Here is a 14,008-nt window from a genome sequence, read left to right as displayed (position 1 = left end):
GTCAGGTTTGCAGGATCATGCAAGGCGATATCCATTTCATCTCTGGACTTCCGCGCGCGGGCTCGACGCTGCTGTCGGCCATATTGCGGCAGAACCCGCGCTTTCGCGCCGGGATGACCGGACCGGTTGGCTCGCTGGTCGACGGCATGCTGCGCAGCATGAGCATGAGCAACGAGACCGCGATTTTCATCACCGACGAGCAGCGCCGGGAGCTCGTCAAGGCGATCTTCTCGACCTACTACGCCGACCTGCCGAAGGGACATGTGGTGTTCGACACCAACCGCAATTGGTGCGCGCGGTTGCCGCTGATCACCGAGCTGTTTCCGCGCGCCAAGGTGATCTGCTGCGTGCGCCACATTCCCTGGATCCTGGATTCGGTCGAACGGCTCATTCGCAAGAACAAGTATCAGCCGTCGGGCATCTTCAATTTCGAGCCGGGCGGCACGGTGTATTCGCGTGTCGAAGGGTTGGCGGCCCCCAACGGCATGGTCGGCTTTGCCTGGAATGCGCTACGCGAAGCTTTTTGCGGCGAGCAGACCGCGTGCCTGCTGGCGCTGACCTATGAGACGCTGACCAGCCAGCCGGAACGGGCGATCGCGGCGGTCTACGAGTTCATCGGCGAGAAGCCGTTGGCGCATGATTTCCAGAACATCGAGTTCGACGCCGAAGAGTTCGACCGCAGGATCGGTACGCCGGGTCTGCACAAGGTCGGCAAGCGCGTGGAATCCCCGGGTCGCAAAACCGTGCTGCCGGGCGATCTCTGGCGCAAATACGAGAACGATGCGTTCTGGGGCGACCCCGCGCGCAACCCGAACCAGGTGAAGGTGATCTAGGGCAGGTACGAATACCTCGGATCAGGTTTCTCGGGGGTGAAGGGCGCCGCCGATGCGCCACGCCGACTTTCAAGCCTTTCGCGTGGCGACGGTACCTGCGATTGCGCTTTGCCCCCTGTGGATACCGACGTTTTCTGATTCAGTACTTCCAAGACGAGAGAACACGAATCCTGCTCGCAACGCGATAGGCCAGAGCGTTGCGAAAACGTGTGCCGGCACATAGCGCGGCAGTGCAAGGACGGTGTGCCGGATTTCTCAGTTTGGTTCGTCCCTTGCAGGATCGATTGGAGATGTAATATATCAATTAGATGAATGATTTACGCTGGAGATTTTCCACAGCGCCCATGATGGATTGGACCGACCGGCATTGCCGGGTGTTCCACCGTCACCTCACCCGACGGGCGCTTCTCTATACGGAGATGCTGACGACCGGCGCCGTCATCCACGGCGACCGGGACCGGCTGCTCGGGTTCGATGCGATCGAGCACCCGGTGGCGCTTCAGCTCGGCGGCTCGGATCCGCGCGAGCTCGCGCTGGCGGCGCGGATCGGCGAGGAGTTTGGCTATGACGAGATCAATCTCAATGTCGGTTGTCCGTCCGACCGCGTGAAGGACGGCCGCTTCGGCGCCTGCCTGATGGCGGAGCCGGAGCTCGTGGCGCGGTGCGTCGATGCGATGAAGCGTGCGGTTGCCGTTCCTGTCACGGTGAAGTGCCGCATCGGCATCGATGATCAGGATCCTGAAATGGCGCTCGATACGCTCGCGCGTGCGGTGGCTGCATCCGGCTGCGACGCGCTGATCGTGCATGCTCGAAAAGCCTGGCTCAATGGATTGTCGCCGAAGGAGAACCGCGACATCCCGCCGCTTGATTATGATCGCGTCTATCGTCTCAAGCGTGCGATGCCGGACGTGCCTATCATCATCAATGGCGGCGTCCCGGGCATCGACGAGGCGAAAACGCATCTCGAACATGTCGACGGTGTGATGCTCGGTCGGGCCGCCTATCAGGAGCCGTGGCGGCTGCTCTCTGTCGATGCCGAGATCTTCGGCGAGGCTGCGCCGCATGCGACAATGCAGGACGCATTCGAGGCGATGATGCCCTACATCGAGGAGCAACTCGCGCGCGGCACGCGGCTGCACGCCATCACGCGGCATTTCGTCGGCGCCTTCCACGCGGTTCCCGGCGCACGTGCGTTCCGCCGGCATCTCGCCGAGCAGGGTGTCAAGCCGGGCGCAGGTCTCGGCGTGCTGCGCGATGCGATCGCGCGCGTCGGTGCGCGCGTGCCGGCGGAGGCGGCTGCTTAACAGCGCCCATCATGAATAAGGAGCCGGATCGCAAGATCCGGCCCCGTCGTCGATCCGCAATCAGCGGAACAGGTCGAAATGATAGTTCACGCCAACGCGGAACGTGTGGAATTTCGCAGCGTTCCAGTCCGGCAGATCGTCGTGCTTGAACTCGGTGTAGAGATACTCGGCCTTGGCCGACCATTTCGGCAGGAACGCCCACTCGACGCCGCCGCCCGCGGTCCAGCCCATTTTCATCTTGTTGATGGGGCCGTCCTTCAATTCGCCCGCGGCAAGACCCGCGGTCCCGAAGAACAACAGCCGTGAATCCATCGTGGCGATGCCGGCGCGGGCCCGGCCGGTCATGAACCAGGGAATGCTCACGGCGGCGCTGTTGAGGGCGTCGTGGTTCTTGATGTCTCCACCCTCGAAGTCGTTCTCGATGCCGACCACGAACATCGGCGAGAGCTGATAGTTGTAGCCGATCTGCACGCCACCGAAGGCGCCCTTGACCTTGCCGCCGCTCACGCCGACGAGGTTGGTGAAGGCATCGTCGCCGCTCTCGGCGTAGCCGGCGTTGAGGCCCGCATAGAGGCCCGTCCACGAATAGACCGGCTGCGGTGCCGTGTAGGCGGAAGAGGGCGCCGCATAGCGCGGCGAAAGGTCGGCAGCGCTGGCACTGCCCGCGGCGATCGTCGCGGCAAAGGGCAGGGCGCGCATCAGGCGACGTAAGGCGGCTCTGGCAGTCATTGGTCACATCTCCCACTTGGCCGCTTCCGGCGGGAAGCAGCGCTTGTCCAACCCCGATCCGGGAATGTCATCGTTATAAACCGACCAGGCGGTTTGTAAATAGCGGAAATGCCACACCCGCGATCTACCGCTGGCGTTGTGGAAAGATCCGGCCGACCGGTTCGGCATATTGCGGAAGAAGCTCAACGCGGGGCAGGTAATGTCCCTCGTCGATCTCGCGCCGGACATGCGCGGCGATCTCTTCCATCGGCGCGAACCAGACGTCGCCTTGCGCGACCATCCGCTCGAGGAAGCCGGCGAACACATGCCAGCGCGCGAGCCGTCCCGTCGCGAACGGGTGCAGCGTGGGTATCCACAACCCGCCATAGGTGTAGGCCGCCTGGAACTCCTCGAGGAATGCCGCAAAGCCGTTACTGGGGCTGCGTATGGGCATGAAGTAGTCGAGGTCGAAGGATTGGACATATTGCGGCCAGTCATCGAGGCCCCAATGCGTCGGCAGCTCGATCAGCTCGCCGCCGTTCGCCCTGCTCTTGATGACATAGGGCACGTCATCGCCCATCAGCGAAGCATCGTAGGTGAAGCCGCGCGCCAGCAGCAGGTCCAGCGAGCGGTGCGAGAAATTGTACAGGGGCGCCCGCCAGCCACGCGGCGACTGTCCCGTCGCCTTGCGGATGATGTCGATGCCGAGGTCGAGCCAATGGGATTCCGCGTCCGGCGTCTGGTCGAGCGGGTTCTCGTGGATGTAGCTGTGATGCCCGATCTCGTGGCCGCCGGCGAGCATCGCCTCGATGGCGGCGGGATATTGCTCGATGCACCAGGCCGGAACGAAGAAGGTCTGCCTGATGCCGAGCTGCCGATAGGTCTCGACGATGCGCGGCACCGCGACGGTGGGGCCATAGCGCAGCATGGAGATGCCCGAGACGCGCTGATTGCCGTCACCGGGATGCTCGACATGGATCAGGCTGTCGGCATCCATGTCGAAGGTCAAGCAGCAGGCGCACTTGGCGCCGTCGGGCCAGCGGACGGGATTGGCGATCATGCGTGTCGTCTCCGGACTCCGCCTCCTGCGCAAGCGTGCGGCGGCAGCGGTTTCGGGCCCATGCATCGGGCGTGCCATCGCTCGATCGCGCGCTGATCGATGGTGCCGATCGCTACGGCGGAATCGTCATGTCAACTGGAACGGAATCTGCTTCTGCCGGAGCTGACAATTCGCCGATCGGAGGAAACATGGCACACGGGTATGAGGGCGGCAGACTGGACCTGCCATTTGTCGGGCATTCCACCTTCGGCAAGCGGCCTGTCTGCCTCGAGTGGGACAAGCTCGACGCCGATGTCGCCGTGCTCGGCGTGCCCTTCGACATGGGCACGCAATACCGCTCCGGCGCGAGGTTCGGGCCGCGCGCGATCCGCGAAGCCTCGACGCTCTTCTCCTTCGGCCATGGCGGCGCCTATGATCACGAGGACGACATCACCTATCTGCCGCTCGACAAGGTGCGCATTGTCGATGTCGGGGACGTCGACATCGTCCACACCGACACGGCAAGGAGCCATGCCAACGCCGAAGCAGCCGTCCGGAAGATCCTCGAACGCGGCGCGCTGCCCGTGGTCCTCGGCGGCGATCACGCCGTCAACATTCCCTGCGTCAGGGCCTTCAGCGGCCATGGCCCGATCCATGTCGTCCAGATCGATGCGCATCTCGATTTCGTCGACGTGAGGCATGGTGTGCGCGAGGGCCATGGCAATCCCATGCGCCGCGCCGCCGAGCAGGACCATGTCACCGGCCTGACCCAGATCGGTATCCGCAACGTGTCGTCGACCGCCCGAGAAGGTTATGAGGATGCGCGCGCGCGCGGCTCGACCATCCTCTCGGTCCGCCAGGCACGCAAGCTCGGCGCCGAGGGCGTCCTGGACCGGATTCCACACGGCGCCCGCTACTATGTGACGATCGACATCGACGGCTTCGATCCCTCGATCGCACCAGGGACGGGAACGCCGAGCCACGGCGGCTTTCAATATTACGATGTGATGGAGATCCTTCAGAGCCTCACGAAGCGAGGCGATGTCGTCGGGATCGACCTCGTCGAAGTTGCCCCCGCCTACGATCCTGCCGGCGTGACGAGCATTCTCGCGGCGCAGGTGCTGATGAACTTCCTCGGCTATATCTTCGAGGAGCGTTCGCGGCGATCGTGATGTCCTAGTCCACCGCCGTGCGCGGGCGGCGGTGGCTGCTCTGCAGCTCGGGATAGCCCGTGAGCATCAGCTTGTCGGCGCGCACACCCCAGCTCTCCAGGCGGTCGAGGAAGCTCATGCCGAGCAGATTGGTCTTCATCTGGCCGCGCTGCACGACGAGGGCCGGCACCGATTTCTCGACGAGATGGCCGACGGCGAGACGATCGAGCGTGAGCCGTGCCGCCTTGGTGTGGCCGCCTGCGGTCTCCAGGTCGACGTCGTATTCGAGCATTTCGAGCGGCAGCCCGATCGCTTTCGCCGTTTCCCAGGTCAGCACCACGGAGGTGGCGCCGGTGTCGATCACCATCGGTGCGGCGACGCCGTTGATCTTTGCCCGCAATGCGAATTCGCCGCCCTGGCCGCGCGGGATCTGCACGGCGGGGGGCGGGGTGGCGGTCTGTCCGCGGAAGATGTGCGAGACCTTGTGGCTCGCGCGCGCGATCTGATCGGGGTCGCCGTAGGCGACGACGGCCCCCGCTGTGCCGGCGAGCATGACGAGGACGAGGAGGAAGCGGATCATCGCGCACCTCCGCCGCAACCGCTCAGGCCGGTCAGGTGCGTTTCGGAGATCCCGCGATCGGCTGCAAACCGGCGTCCGCCATGCGTGCCGGCAACAGTGCCATGACCGAGAGCCGTTCCGCGCTTTCCATGGCGTGCCAGCGCGCGATCTCCGGCAAGGTGCGGCCGCAGCCGAAGCACAGCTTGGTCCTGGGATCGATCATGCAGACGGCGACGCACGGCGTTTCTTTGCTCATTCGGACATAGTGGAGGATTGTCGGGCATGTCTGCAAGCATCTGGTTACGAGCCCGTGCCTGCGCTCATGATCGGCTTGTGGCGCGGCCGGCGTTTCTCGTCGGGGACGACGGACCCTTCGGGCTGCAGCGGCGGAGAATCGTCCGACAGCGGCGCCAGCGCGCTCATCACGCGCTCCGGCGGGAAGGTGACGATCACCTCGGTGCCGATGCGCAGCTTCGATTTCAGCGTGAACGTGCCGCCATGCAGGTCGATCAGGTTCTTGGCGATCGGCAGGCCGAGGCCGGCGCCCTGTTCGGCCGACTTGATCGAGTTGGAGCCCTGGCCGAAGGAGGCGAGCACGACCGGGATCTCGTCCTCCGGGATGCCTGAGCCGGTATCCTTCACCGAGAGATATTGTCCGCCCGACGCAGTCCAGCCGGCCTTGAGCCAGATCTCGCCGCCTTGCGGGGTGAACTTGATCGAGTTGGAGAGCAGGTTGAGCACGACCTGGCGGATCGCGCGCTCGTCGGCCCAGAGCCGCGGCATGGCCTGCTCGAACACCTCGTGGATGGTGATGCCGCGGCTGGAGGCGCGCAGCTTCATCAAATGATGGCAGTCGGCGACGATGCCGACCAGCGACACCGCTTCCTCGTTGAGCTCGTAGCGGCCGGCCTCGATCCGCGACAGGTCGAGGATCTCGTTGATGAGGTTGAGCAGGTGCACGCCGGAATTATGGATGTCGGCAGAATATTCCTTATAGACCGCCACCGCATGCGCGCCGAAGATCTCGCTCTTCATCACCTCGGAGAAGCCGAGGATGGCGTTCAGCGGCGTGCGCAGCTCGTGGCTCATCTGCGCGAGGAAGCGCGACTTGGCGACGTTGGCGGATTCGGCGCGGTGGCGCGCCTCGTCCGAGATCGCCTTGGCTTGTTCCAGCTCGCCGATCAGCGCGTCCTTCTCGGCCCGCGCTTCGAGCGTTGCGAAGGTCGAGGAGTGCAGGCGATGCGCCAGCAGCACGAAATAGCCTTCGGCCGCAATCGCGAGCGCGGCCAGGATGTAATTGTCCAGCGAGCCGGTCATCGCGAAGCTCAGCGCCATCGCAACCGCGACCGGCGCGGTGGCGGCAAGGGCGGCGATCGGCAGGTTCGCGGCCAGCATGCTCGATACTGCGATCACCAGCAGCATCAGGAACATCATCAGCGTTTCCGTCACCATGTCGAGCACGGGATGGATCAGGATCGCCATCCAGCACAGGCCATAGAGCAGGTCGAGCACGACGAAGCGGGTCCGCCAGGCGCGCGTGGCCGCGGGCGAGGCGGGCTCGACCAGGAAACGCCGGCAACTGCGGATCATCGCACCGTGGATGCAGAGCATGCCGGCGGTCCAGAGCGCGGCCGGGATCGGCTGCATCCACAGGCCGAAGAGTACGCCGGTCGCGACCACCAGCAGCATCACGACATAGGAGGCCGATAACCGCGTCTGGGCATATTGGCGCAGCATCTCGGCGTCGAAGGCCGGCCGGGTTCCGCTGGTCGACGTTAACTTATCGCGCGCCTCGCGCACCCGCTGCGCCGCAGCCCTTCGGCTGCTCGCCGATGGAGCGCTCACCGGCTCGGCCGGAAGCTGCACTACCTCAGGCTTTTCAGCGGGGTTACTCATCGAACAACAACGATTCCTGCCCGCGCCGGGCGCGGGCCTTCTGCATTCTCTATCTCTGGCAAGAAATCCTTAAGAGGTGACTTAAGGAGCTAAAGAATTACGTTAACCCGGCGTTAATTTTGGAGCCGGCCGGCACCGTCAATGCAGGGCCGCATGCTGGGCGATGTATACCACCGCGCCCGCCAGATAGCCCGCCAGCGCGGGGCCGGCGATGCGGCGGGCGTACCAGAGGAACTCGATCCGCTCGAGGCCCATGGCGGCAACCCCCGCGGCCGAGCCGATGATCAGGATCGAGCCGCCGGTGCCGGCGCAATAGGCGATGAACTCCCAGATGAAGCTGTCCGCCGGATAATGCGCGAGGTCGTACATGCCCATGGTCGCGGCGACCAGCGGCACGTTGTCGATGATGGCGCTGAGCAGGCCAAGCACGATCACGATGACGTCCTGGCGGCCGATCGCGGCATCCAGCCAGCGCGCCAGCATCGACAGCAGGCCGGCGTGCTCGAGGCAGGCGACCGCGAGCAGGATGCCGACGAAGAACACGATCGAGCTCATGTCGATCCGCGCCAGCGCGTGCACCAGCGTGAGAGGCTGGCGCACGTGCTCCTCCTTGTGGCGATGCACGATCTCGCCGACCAGCCAGAGCACGCCGAGCCCGAACAGGATGCCCATGAACGGCGCCAGATGCGTGACCGCCTTGAAGACCGGCACCGCGATCAGCGTGCCGAGCCCGAGATAGAACATCAGGTTGCGCTCGAACCGATCGACGGCCAGCAGCCCGTTGTCCTTCGGCGGCGGTGCGATGGTCTTGCCTCGAAGCGAGAAGCTGATGAAGGCGAGCGGCACCAGCAGATTGAGCAGCGAGGGCAGGAACACCGCGCTCATGATCTTGAGCGGCGAGATCTGCCCGCCGATCCACAGCATGGTCGTGGTGACGTCGCCGATCACGGTCCACGCGCCGCCGGCGTTGGCGGCAATGACGATGAGGGAGGCGAACAGCAGGCGGTCGTCGCGGCGGGCGATCAGCTTCTGGATCAGCGAGATCATGACGATGGTGGTCGTCAGATTGTCCAGGATCGCGCTGAGGAAGAACGTGACGAAGCCGATCAGCCAGATCAGCGTGACCTGGCGCGTGGTGCGGATCAGGGAGGTGATGACCTCGAAGCCGTCATGGGCATCGATCACCTCGACGATCGTCATGGCGCCGATCAGGAAGAAGACGATCTGCGCGGTGGAGCCGACGGACTCGTCGAGCTGGCGGCCGACCAGCGCGTGGTCGCCGGTCGCGACCGCGTAGATGGTCCACAATAGCCCCGCGCCGAGTAGCGCCGTGGCGCTCTTGTTGACGCGAAGCGGGTGCTCGAGCGCGATCGCCGCATAGGCAAGAACGAAGATGGCGGCGATCGCGATCAGCAAGGTCGTTTCAGATGGTCAGGTTTCAGCGATTGAGGCGCGCGAGCAGGCTCGACGTATCCCAGCGCTTGCCGCCCATCTTCTCGACCTCGGCGTAGAACTGATCGACCAGCGCGGTGACAGGCAGATTGGCGCCGTTGCGGCGGGCTTCGGCGAGCGCGATCGAGAGGTCCTTGCGCATCCATTCGACCGCGAAGCCGAAATCGTACTTGTTCTCGTTCATGGTCTTGTAGCGGTTCTCCATCTGCCAGGACTGCGCGGCGCCTTTCGAGATGGTCTCGATCACGGCGGCGACGTCGAGGCCGCTCTTCTTGGCGAAATGGATGCCTTCGGAGAGACCCTGGACGAGGCCTGCGATGCAGATCTGGTTGACCATCTTGGTCAGCTGACCCGAGCCGGCGGGCCCGAGCAGCTTGCACATCCGTGCATAGGCGCCCGTGATGATCGGCTCGACGCCGGCATAGACATCCTCGGCGCCGCCGCACATCACCGTCAGCACGCCGTTCTCGGCGCCGGCCTGGCCGCCAGACACGGGTGCGTCGATGAACTTGAAGCCGGCCTTGGTCGCAGCCGCATCAAGCTCGCGCGCGACCTCGGCGGAGGCGGTGGTGTGGTCGACGAAGGTTGCGCCCTTCTTCATGCCGGCGAACGCGCCATCGGCGCCGATCGTGACCGAGCGCAGGTCATTGTCGTTGCCGACGCAGCACATCACGAAATCCTGGCCCTCGGCGGCGGCCTTCGGGGTGGCCGCGGTCTTGCCGCCGAACTTGTCCGCCCATTCCTTCGCCTTGGCCGCGGTGCGGTTGTAGACGGTGACCTCATGGCCCCCTTTTTTCACGAGGTGTCCGGCCATGGGGAAGCCCATCACGCCGAGACCGAGGAAAGCGACTTTAGCCATTGTGGTACCTTGTCCGTAGTTTGGGTTTTACGGTTGTAGCCGGGCGGGGGGCGCCCAGGCGGCATCTTCGGGGTTCCGCCCTGGAGCGGATCGGGCGCACCATAAACCCTTAGGGGCGGAGGGCAACGGCTTCGTTTGGCGCCCTCCTGTGCTAGGATGGCGGACCTCAAGAACTTCAAAACAAGGGAGCGAAACATGGCATCGGGCTTGGGCGGCGTGAGCGTTGGCGTCCTCGATCATTTCAACATAAGGACCCGGAATCTGGCCGAGACGGTCCGCTTCTACGAGGACGTGCTGGGTCTGGAAAAAGGCCCCCGGCCGAATTTCGCCTTCCCGGGGGCCTGGATGTACAGCGAGGGCAAGGCGGTGGTGCACCTCGTCGATATTTCGCTGACCTCGGAGCCGCAAAAGCCGGATTCCGGCGTTGTCCACCATGTCGCCTTCGTCAGTCGCGGGTTCGACGGCATGAAGCAGCGGCTGACGTCCAAGGGGATGAAGTTCGACTCCCGCCAGGTGCCCGGCGGCGACCTCTGGCAGATCTTCGTCCACGACCCCAACGGGGTCATGATCGAGCTGAACTACGAGGCGGCCCTGGAGCAGGGCGCCGCGCCCGCCGAGATGGCTGACGATATCGGCAGGCAGTAGCCTTTTGGTCGTTTCCGCTCTAATGGGGCATCCTGAAGCCTTGGGCCTGATCTGACCGGATCATGCCCCGTTTGGGAGATGCGCTTTGAGCGTGACGCAGCAACAGGTTCTCGACAGCCTCGCCCGGATCAAGTCGCCGCGCGGGGTTGCGCTCACCAATGCCAATGTGCTGAGCCCGATCAGCGCCTCCGACGGCAAGGTGTTCTTCTCGATCAATGTCGATGCCGCCGAGGCGCGGGCCTGGGAGCCTATCCGGGCCGAGGCCGAGGCCGCGGTGCGCAGCCTTCCCGGCGTCACCACCGTGATGGTGGCGCTGACCGCCGAACGCAAGGCGGGCTCGGCGCCTCCGCCACCACCACAGCCGAGCCGCGGCGCGCCGGGCGTGCAGCCGATCCATGCCCACAAGCCGCCGCCGCAGGGCGGCGCCCAATCGCCGATGGCGCGGCAGTCCGAAATCCCCGGCGTTGCCGCCGTCATCGCGGTTGCGTCCGGCAAGGGCGGCGTCGGCAAATCGACCACCGCGCTCAACCTGGCGCTCGGCCTGCGCGACCTCGGCCTCAAGGTCGGGCTGCTCGATGCCGACATCTACGGCCCCTCGGTGCCGCGGCTGACCGGCCTGCGCAACAAGCCGGAGCTGGACGGCGAGCGCAAGATGATTCCGCTGCGGCGCTTCGGCCTTGCCATCATGTCGATCGGCTTCCTGGTGGAAGAGGAGACCGCGATGATCTGGCGCGGGCCGATGGTGATGTCGGCGGTGACGCAGATGCTGCGCGACGTTGCATGGGGCCAGCTCGACGTGCTCGTGGTCGACATGCCGCCGGGCACCGGCGATGCCCAGCTCACGCTGGCGCAGAACGTGCCGCTGAAGGGCGCCGTGATCGTCTCGACGCCGCAGGACCTGTCCCTGATCGACGCCCGGCGCGGGCTTGCGATGTTCAGGAAGGTCAACGTGCCCGTGCTCGGCATCGTCGAGAACATGAGCTATTTCCAGTGTCCGCATTGTGGCACGAAATCCGACATCTTCGGCCATGGCGGGGCGCGGCACGAGGCCGAAAAGCTTGGAGTGCCGTTCCTCGGCGAGATCCCCCTGCATATGGCGATTCGCGCCACGTCGGACGCCGGCAATCCCGTCGTCGACAGCGAGCCGGACGGTCCCCATGCGGCGATCTATCGCGCCATTGCGGGCCAGGTCCGCGACCAGCTCAAGGGCGTCATCGCCGCGGCCTGAAGCGGCCGTCGGGGCATGCGACTTTCGTAGAGCCCCGTCATGCCATTGTCGCGTTCCGAAAGCGGCCCGTCCGTGTTAAAGGCCCACGGCAGTCAAGCCCCTTCGGTTCGACGCGGCCCGAACGCGTCGCCGGAATGAGCGGCGGCAAAAGAGAAGTTAAGGGGAAACGCCCCAGCAAGGAGAGACCTGAAGATGAAGCGTCGTGATTTTCTCAAAGTGTCGGCAGCAGGCGCGGCGGCGACCGCCGCGGTGGCCTCGCCGGCGATCGCGCAGTCCTCGCCCGAGATCAAGTGGCGCCTGACGTCGAGCTTCCCGAAGTCGCTCGACACCATCTATGGCGGCGGCGAGCAGCTGGCGAAGTACGTCGCCGAGATGACCGACAACAAGTTCCAGATCCAAGTGTTCGCCGCCGGCGAAGTCGTCCCCGGCCTCCAGGCGCTCGACGCGACCTCGAACGGCACGGTCGAGATGTGCCACACCGTCTCGTACTACTACGTCGGCAAGGACCCGACCTGGGCGATCTACGCCTCGGTGCCGTTCGGCCTCAACGCCCGCCAGCAGAACTCCTGGTGGTACCAGGGCGGTGGCCAGGAGCTCGGCAATGAGTTCTTCAAGAAGTCGAACGTGATCGGCTTCGCCTGCGGCAACACCGGCACCCAGATGGGCGGCTGGTTCCGCAAGGAGATCAAGACCGTCGCCGACCTCTCGGGCCTGAAGATGCGCATCGGCGGCATCGCCGGCCAGGTGCTGCAGAAGGTGGGCGTGGTGCCGCAGCAACTCGCCGGCGGCGACATCTATCCGGCCCTTGAAAAGGGCACCATCGACGCCGCCGAGTGGGTCGGCCCTTACGATGACGAGAAGCTCGGCTTCGCCAAGGTTGCCAAGTACTACTATTATCCGGGTTTCTGGGAAGGCGGTCCGATGGTCCATGCCTTCACCAATCTGGAAAAGTGGAACTCGCTCCCGAAGAACTACCAGGCGATCCTCACCAACGCGGCGGCCAATGCCAACAGCTGGATGGCCGCGCGCTACGACATGCAGAATCCGGCGGCGCTGAAGCGTCTGGTTGCCGGCGGCACCCAGCTTCGTCCCTTCACCAACGAGGTGCTGGAAGCCTGTCTCAAGTCGACCAACGAATTGTGGGCGGAGACCTCGGCCAAGAACGCCGACTTCAAGAAGTCGATCGACGCCATGCAGGCCTACCGCTCCGACGAATATCTGTGGTGGCAGGTCGCCGAATACACCTACGACAGCTTCATGATCCGCTCGCGCACCCGCGGCTGATCGTTCGAGCTGTTCGCAAGACCGGAAAGCCCGGCCTCGAGAAGAGGCCGGGCTTTTTCTTTGCGGCGCGTCCGAAGGGCCAAACAAAAAAATATCGAAAACAACCCCATGCACAGTAGAGGCGGGGTCAGGCCAGGTTGCTCGGTGGATGCGGCTAGTCGTCTGACATGTTAGGCAAATCAGCGGGACCGAGCAATTCTGGAGCAGCCGGCTCCGACGCGGCGCTTTTTGCCTGACGGTGACCGGATAGACGTCATCATTTGGCGCGCCTCTGCCTCCCATCGTCATTGCGAGCGCAGCGAAGCAATCCAGAGTCCCTCCGCGGAAAGATACTGGATTGCTTCCGCCTTCGCCGAGGCTTCGGCGGACTGCGCTCGCAATGACGGGCGGATGGAGCTGGGGCTCAGTCGAGCAACGGGGCCGTTTTGACTCGTCGGGCAAAACAGTGGTAGAAAGCGATAATCGAATAATCCGAAATTTGCCTCGGCGCTGATCCCGGCGATGACCATGTTCTTCGATCCCGATGAGATTCAACGCGCGTTGCGCAAGGCTTGGTCGCTGTCGACGGCCAGCCAATGGACGGCGGACAATCCGGCCGCGGGGCAATGCAACGTCACGTCACTGCTGATCCACGAACTCTTCGGCGGTGACTTGCTGAAGACGCCGCTGCCGGCCGGCGACCATTTCTATAATTGGATCGAAGGCAAGCGGCACGACTTCACGGCGAGCCAGTTCGATCAGCCGATCGTCTACATGGATTTGCCAACAAGTCGCGCCGACGCAGAGCGAGGGGCGACACACGAGGAGCGGGCTCAACTCAGAGCGGCATTTCGGGAGCACCACATCGAGTCAACCTAGAACAGCGGTTCGGGGATGACGCTGGCAGAGGGTGACGTGGCGCCACAGGCCTCCCAACCTGTTCGGGTGCTCGATACTTGATGCCTATCTCAACGTGAGTGCGGTACGTATTTTTTCGGTGTTCCTTTTGCGGAACGATCAGGCTATCGGAATCCTGCAATCGGGCTGAGGTCGCGGCGGTACCACCACCGC

Annotated in this window: 15 protein-coding genes; 7 read left to right on the top strand and 8 right to left on the bottom strand. The window is 64.4% G+C overall.

The annotated features are described in order from the left end of the window. Positions 1-17: 17 nt before the first annotated feature. The gene (locus XH79_RS01535; protein ID WP_271580381.1) at positions 18-833 is read left to right on the top strand and encodes a sulfotransferase family protein; all 816 of its coding nucleotides are present in this window, start codon (positions 18-20) and stop codon (positions 831-833) included. A 308-nt stretch (positions 834-1,141) separates the two neighbouring features. Continuing rightward, positions 1,142-2,137 carry a tRNA dihydrouridine(20/20a) synthase DusA gene (gene dusA / locus XH79_RS01530; protein WP_271580380.1) on the top strand — a complete coding sequence of 332 codons (996 nt, stop codon included), beginning with the start codon at positions 1,142-1,144 and terminating at the stop codon, positions 2,135-2,137. 60 nt (positions 2,138-2,197) lie between these two features. Here dusA and XH79_RS01525 read toward each other — a convergent pair whose 3' ends face one another. Together XH79_RS01525 and XH79_RS01520 are read right to left on the bottom strand one after the other, a co-directional pair. Further along, entirely contained in the window at positions 2,198-2,866 is a 669-nt protein-coding gene (locus tag XH79_RS01525) for an outer membrane protein (RefSeq protein ID WP_271580379.1), read from the bottom strand. Between the two features lie 124 nt (positions 2,867-2,990). After that, on the bottom strand, positions 2,991-3,905 hold the full coding sequence (locus tag XH79_RS01520; protein ID WP_271580378.1) for a polysaccharide deacetylase family protein: 915 nt from the start codon (positions 3,903-3,905) through the stop codon (positions 2,991-2,993). A gap of 188 nt (positions 3,906-4,093) precedes the next feature. Here XH79_RS01520 and speB point away from each other — a divergent pair, with 188 nt between their 5' ends. Next, a complete protein-coding gene (gene speB / locus XH79_RS01515; RefSeq protein WP_271580377.1) occupies positions 4,094-5,056 on the top strand; it encodes an agmatinase in 963 nt (320 codons plus the stop codon). 4 nt (positions 5,057-5,060) lie between these two features. On the opposite strand, the gene XH79_RS01510 is transcribed toward speB, so the two are convergent. The 5 genes from XH79_RS01510 to XH79_RS01490 all read right to left on the bottom strand — a co-directional run bounded on the left by XH79_RS01510 (position 5,061) and on the right by XH79_RS01490 (position 9,801). Then, positions 5,061-5,615, bottom strand: coding sequence for a TIGR02281 family clan AA aspartic protease (locus XH79_RS01510; RefSeq protein WP_271580376.1), 555 nt, complete (start codon positions 5,613-5,615; stop codon positions 5,061-5,063). Positions 5,616-5,646: 31 nt separating this feature from the next. Then, complete coding sequence (locus tag XH79_RS01505) at positions 5,647-5,850, bottom strand: DUF1289 domain-containing protein (RefSeq protein ID WP_212338721.1); 204 nt, start codon at positions 5,848-5,850, stop codon at positions 5,647-5,649. Between the two features lie 44 nt (positions 5,851-5,894). Beyond that, complete coding sequence (locus tag XH79_RS01500; protein ID WP_271580375.1) at positions 5,895-7,490, bottom strand: sensor histidine kinase; 1,596 nt, start codon at positions 7,488-7,490, stop codon at positions 5,895-5,897. Positions 7,491-7,628: 138 nt separating this feature from the next. After that, positions 7,629-8,906 carry a sodium:proton antiporter NhaD gene (nhaD, locus tag XH79_RS01495; protein WP_271580374.1) on the bottom strand — a complete coding sequence of 426 codons (1,278 nt, stop codon included), beginning with the start codon at positions 8,904-8,906 and terminating at the stop codon, positions 7,629-7,631. 22 nt (positions 8,907-8,928) lie between these two features. Beyond that, positions 8,929-9,801, bottom strand: coding sequence for an NAD(P)-dependent oxidoreductase (locus XH79_RS01490; protein WP_212338729.1), 873 nt, complete (start codon positions 9,799-9,801; stop codon positions 8,929-8,931). A gap of 195 nt (positions 9,802-9,996) precedes the next feature. Here XH79_RS01490 and XH79_RS01485 point away from each other — a divergent pair, with 195 nt between their 5' ends. The 3 genes from XH79_RS01485 (at position 9,997) to XH79_RS01475 (ending at position 12,958) form a co-directional block, all read left to right on the top strand. After that, the gene (locus tag XH79_RS01485) at positions 9,997-10,446 is read left to right on the top strand and encodes a VOC family protein (RefSeq protein ID WP_245003531.1); all 450 of its coding nucleotides are present in this window, start codon (positions 9,997-9,999) and stop codon (positions 10,444-10,446) included. Positions 10,447-10,531: 85 nt separating this feature from the next. Further along, positions 10,532-11,674 (top strand): Mrp/NBP35 family ATP-binding protein, encoded by a 1,143-nt coding sequence (locus XH79_RS01480; RefSeq protein ID WP_212338732.1) that lies wholly within the window; start codon positions 10,532-10,534, stop codon positions 11,672-11,674. A gap of 192 nt (positions 11,675-11,866) precedes the next feature. Beyond that, entirely contained in the window at positions 11,867-12,958 is a 1,092-nt protein-coding gene (locus XH79_RS01475) for a TRAP transporter substrate-binding protein (RefSeq protein WP_212338735.1), read from the top strand. Between the two features lie 284 nt (positions 12,959-13,242). Here XH79_RS01475 and XH79_RS01470 read toward each other — a convergent pair whose 3' ends face one another. Next, positions 13,243-13,467 carry a hypothetical protein gene (locus XH79_RS01470; RefSeq protein WP_271580373.1) on the bottom strand — a complete coding sequence of 75 codons (225 nt, stop codon included), beginning with the start codon at positions 13,465-13,467 and terminating at the stop codon, positions 13,243-13,245. Here XH79_RS01470 and XH79_RS01465 point away from each other — a divergent pair. Further along, positions 13,460-13,816 (top strand): YunG family protein, encoded by a 357-nt coding sequence (locus tag XH79_RS01465; RefSeq protein ID WP_442869892.1) that lies wholly within the window; start codon positions 13,460-13,462, stop codon positions 13,814-13,816. The two genes, XH79_RS01470 and XH79_RS01465, sit on opposite strands and share 8 nt — an antisense overlap. The last annotated feature ends 192 nt before the right edge of the window (positions 13,817-14,008 follow it).

Origin of the sequence: Bradyrhizobium sp. CCBAU 45389, from assembly GCF_028128625.1 — a bacterium.
Classification (GTDB): domain Bacteria; phylum Pseudomonadota; class Alphaproteobacteria; order Rhizobiales; family Xanthobacteraceae; genus Bradyrhizobium; species Bradyrhizobium liaoningense_B.
The sequence above is the reverse complement of the archived record's forward strand: the minus strand, read 5'-3'. Positions and strand labels throughout refer to the sequence as shown.

Coding starts and splice junctions, on each gene's coding strand:
- XH79_RS01535 (WP_271580381.1), top strand. CDS start 18: ATGCAAGGCGATATCCATTTCATCTCTGGACTTCCGCGCGCGGGCTCG.
- dusA (WP_271580380.1), top strand. CDS start 1,142: ATGAATGATTTACGCTGGAGATTTTCCACAGCGCCCATGATGGATTGG.
- XH79_RS01525 (WP_271580379.1), bottom strand. CDS start 2,866: ATGACTGCCAGAGCCGCCTTACGTCGCCTGATGCGCGCCCTGCCCTTT.
- XH79_RS01520 (WP_271580378.1), bottom strand. CDS start 3,905: ATGATCGCCAATCCCGTCCGCTGGCCCGACGGCGCCAAGTGCGCCTGC.
- speB (WP_271580377.1), top strand. CDS start 4,094: ATGGCACACGGGTATGAGGGCGGCAGACTGGACCTGCCATTTGTCGGG.
- XH79_RS01510 (WP_271580376.1), bottom strand. CDS start 5,615: ATGATCCGCTTCCTCCTCGTCCTCGTCATGCTCGCCGGCACAGCGGGG.
- XH79_RS01505 (WP_212338721.1), bottom strand. CDS start 5,850: ATGAGCAAAGAAACGCCGTGCGTCGCCGTCTGCATGATCGATCCCAGG.
- XH79_RS01500 (WP_271580375.1), bottom strand. CDS start 7,490: ATGAGTAACCCCGCTGAAAAGCCTGAGGTAGTGCAGCTTCCGGCCGAG.
- XH79_RS01490 (WP_212338729.1), bottom strand. CDS start 9,801: ATGGCTAAAGTCGCTTTCCTCGGTCTCGGCGTGATGGGCTTCCCCATG.
- XH79_RS01485 (WP_245003531.1), top strand. CDS start 9,997: ATGGCATCGGGCTTGGGCGGCGTGAGCGTTGGCGTCCTCGATCATTTC.
- XH79_RS01475 (WP_212338735.1), top strand. CDS start 11,867: ATGAAGCGTCGTGATTTTCTCAAAGTGTCGGCAGCAGGCGCGGCGGCG.
- XH79_RS01465 (WP_442869892.1), top strand. CDS start 13,460: ATGACCATGTTCTTCGATCCCGATGAGATTCAACGCGCGTTGCGCAAG.
- XH79_RS01470 (WP_271580373.1), bottom strand. CDS start 13,467: ATGGTCATCGCCGGGATCAGCGCCGAGGCAAATTTCGGATTATTCGAT.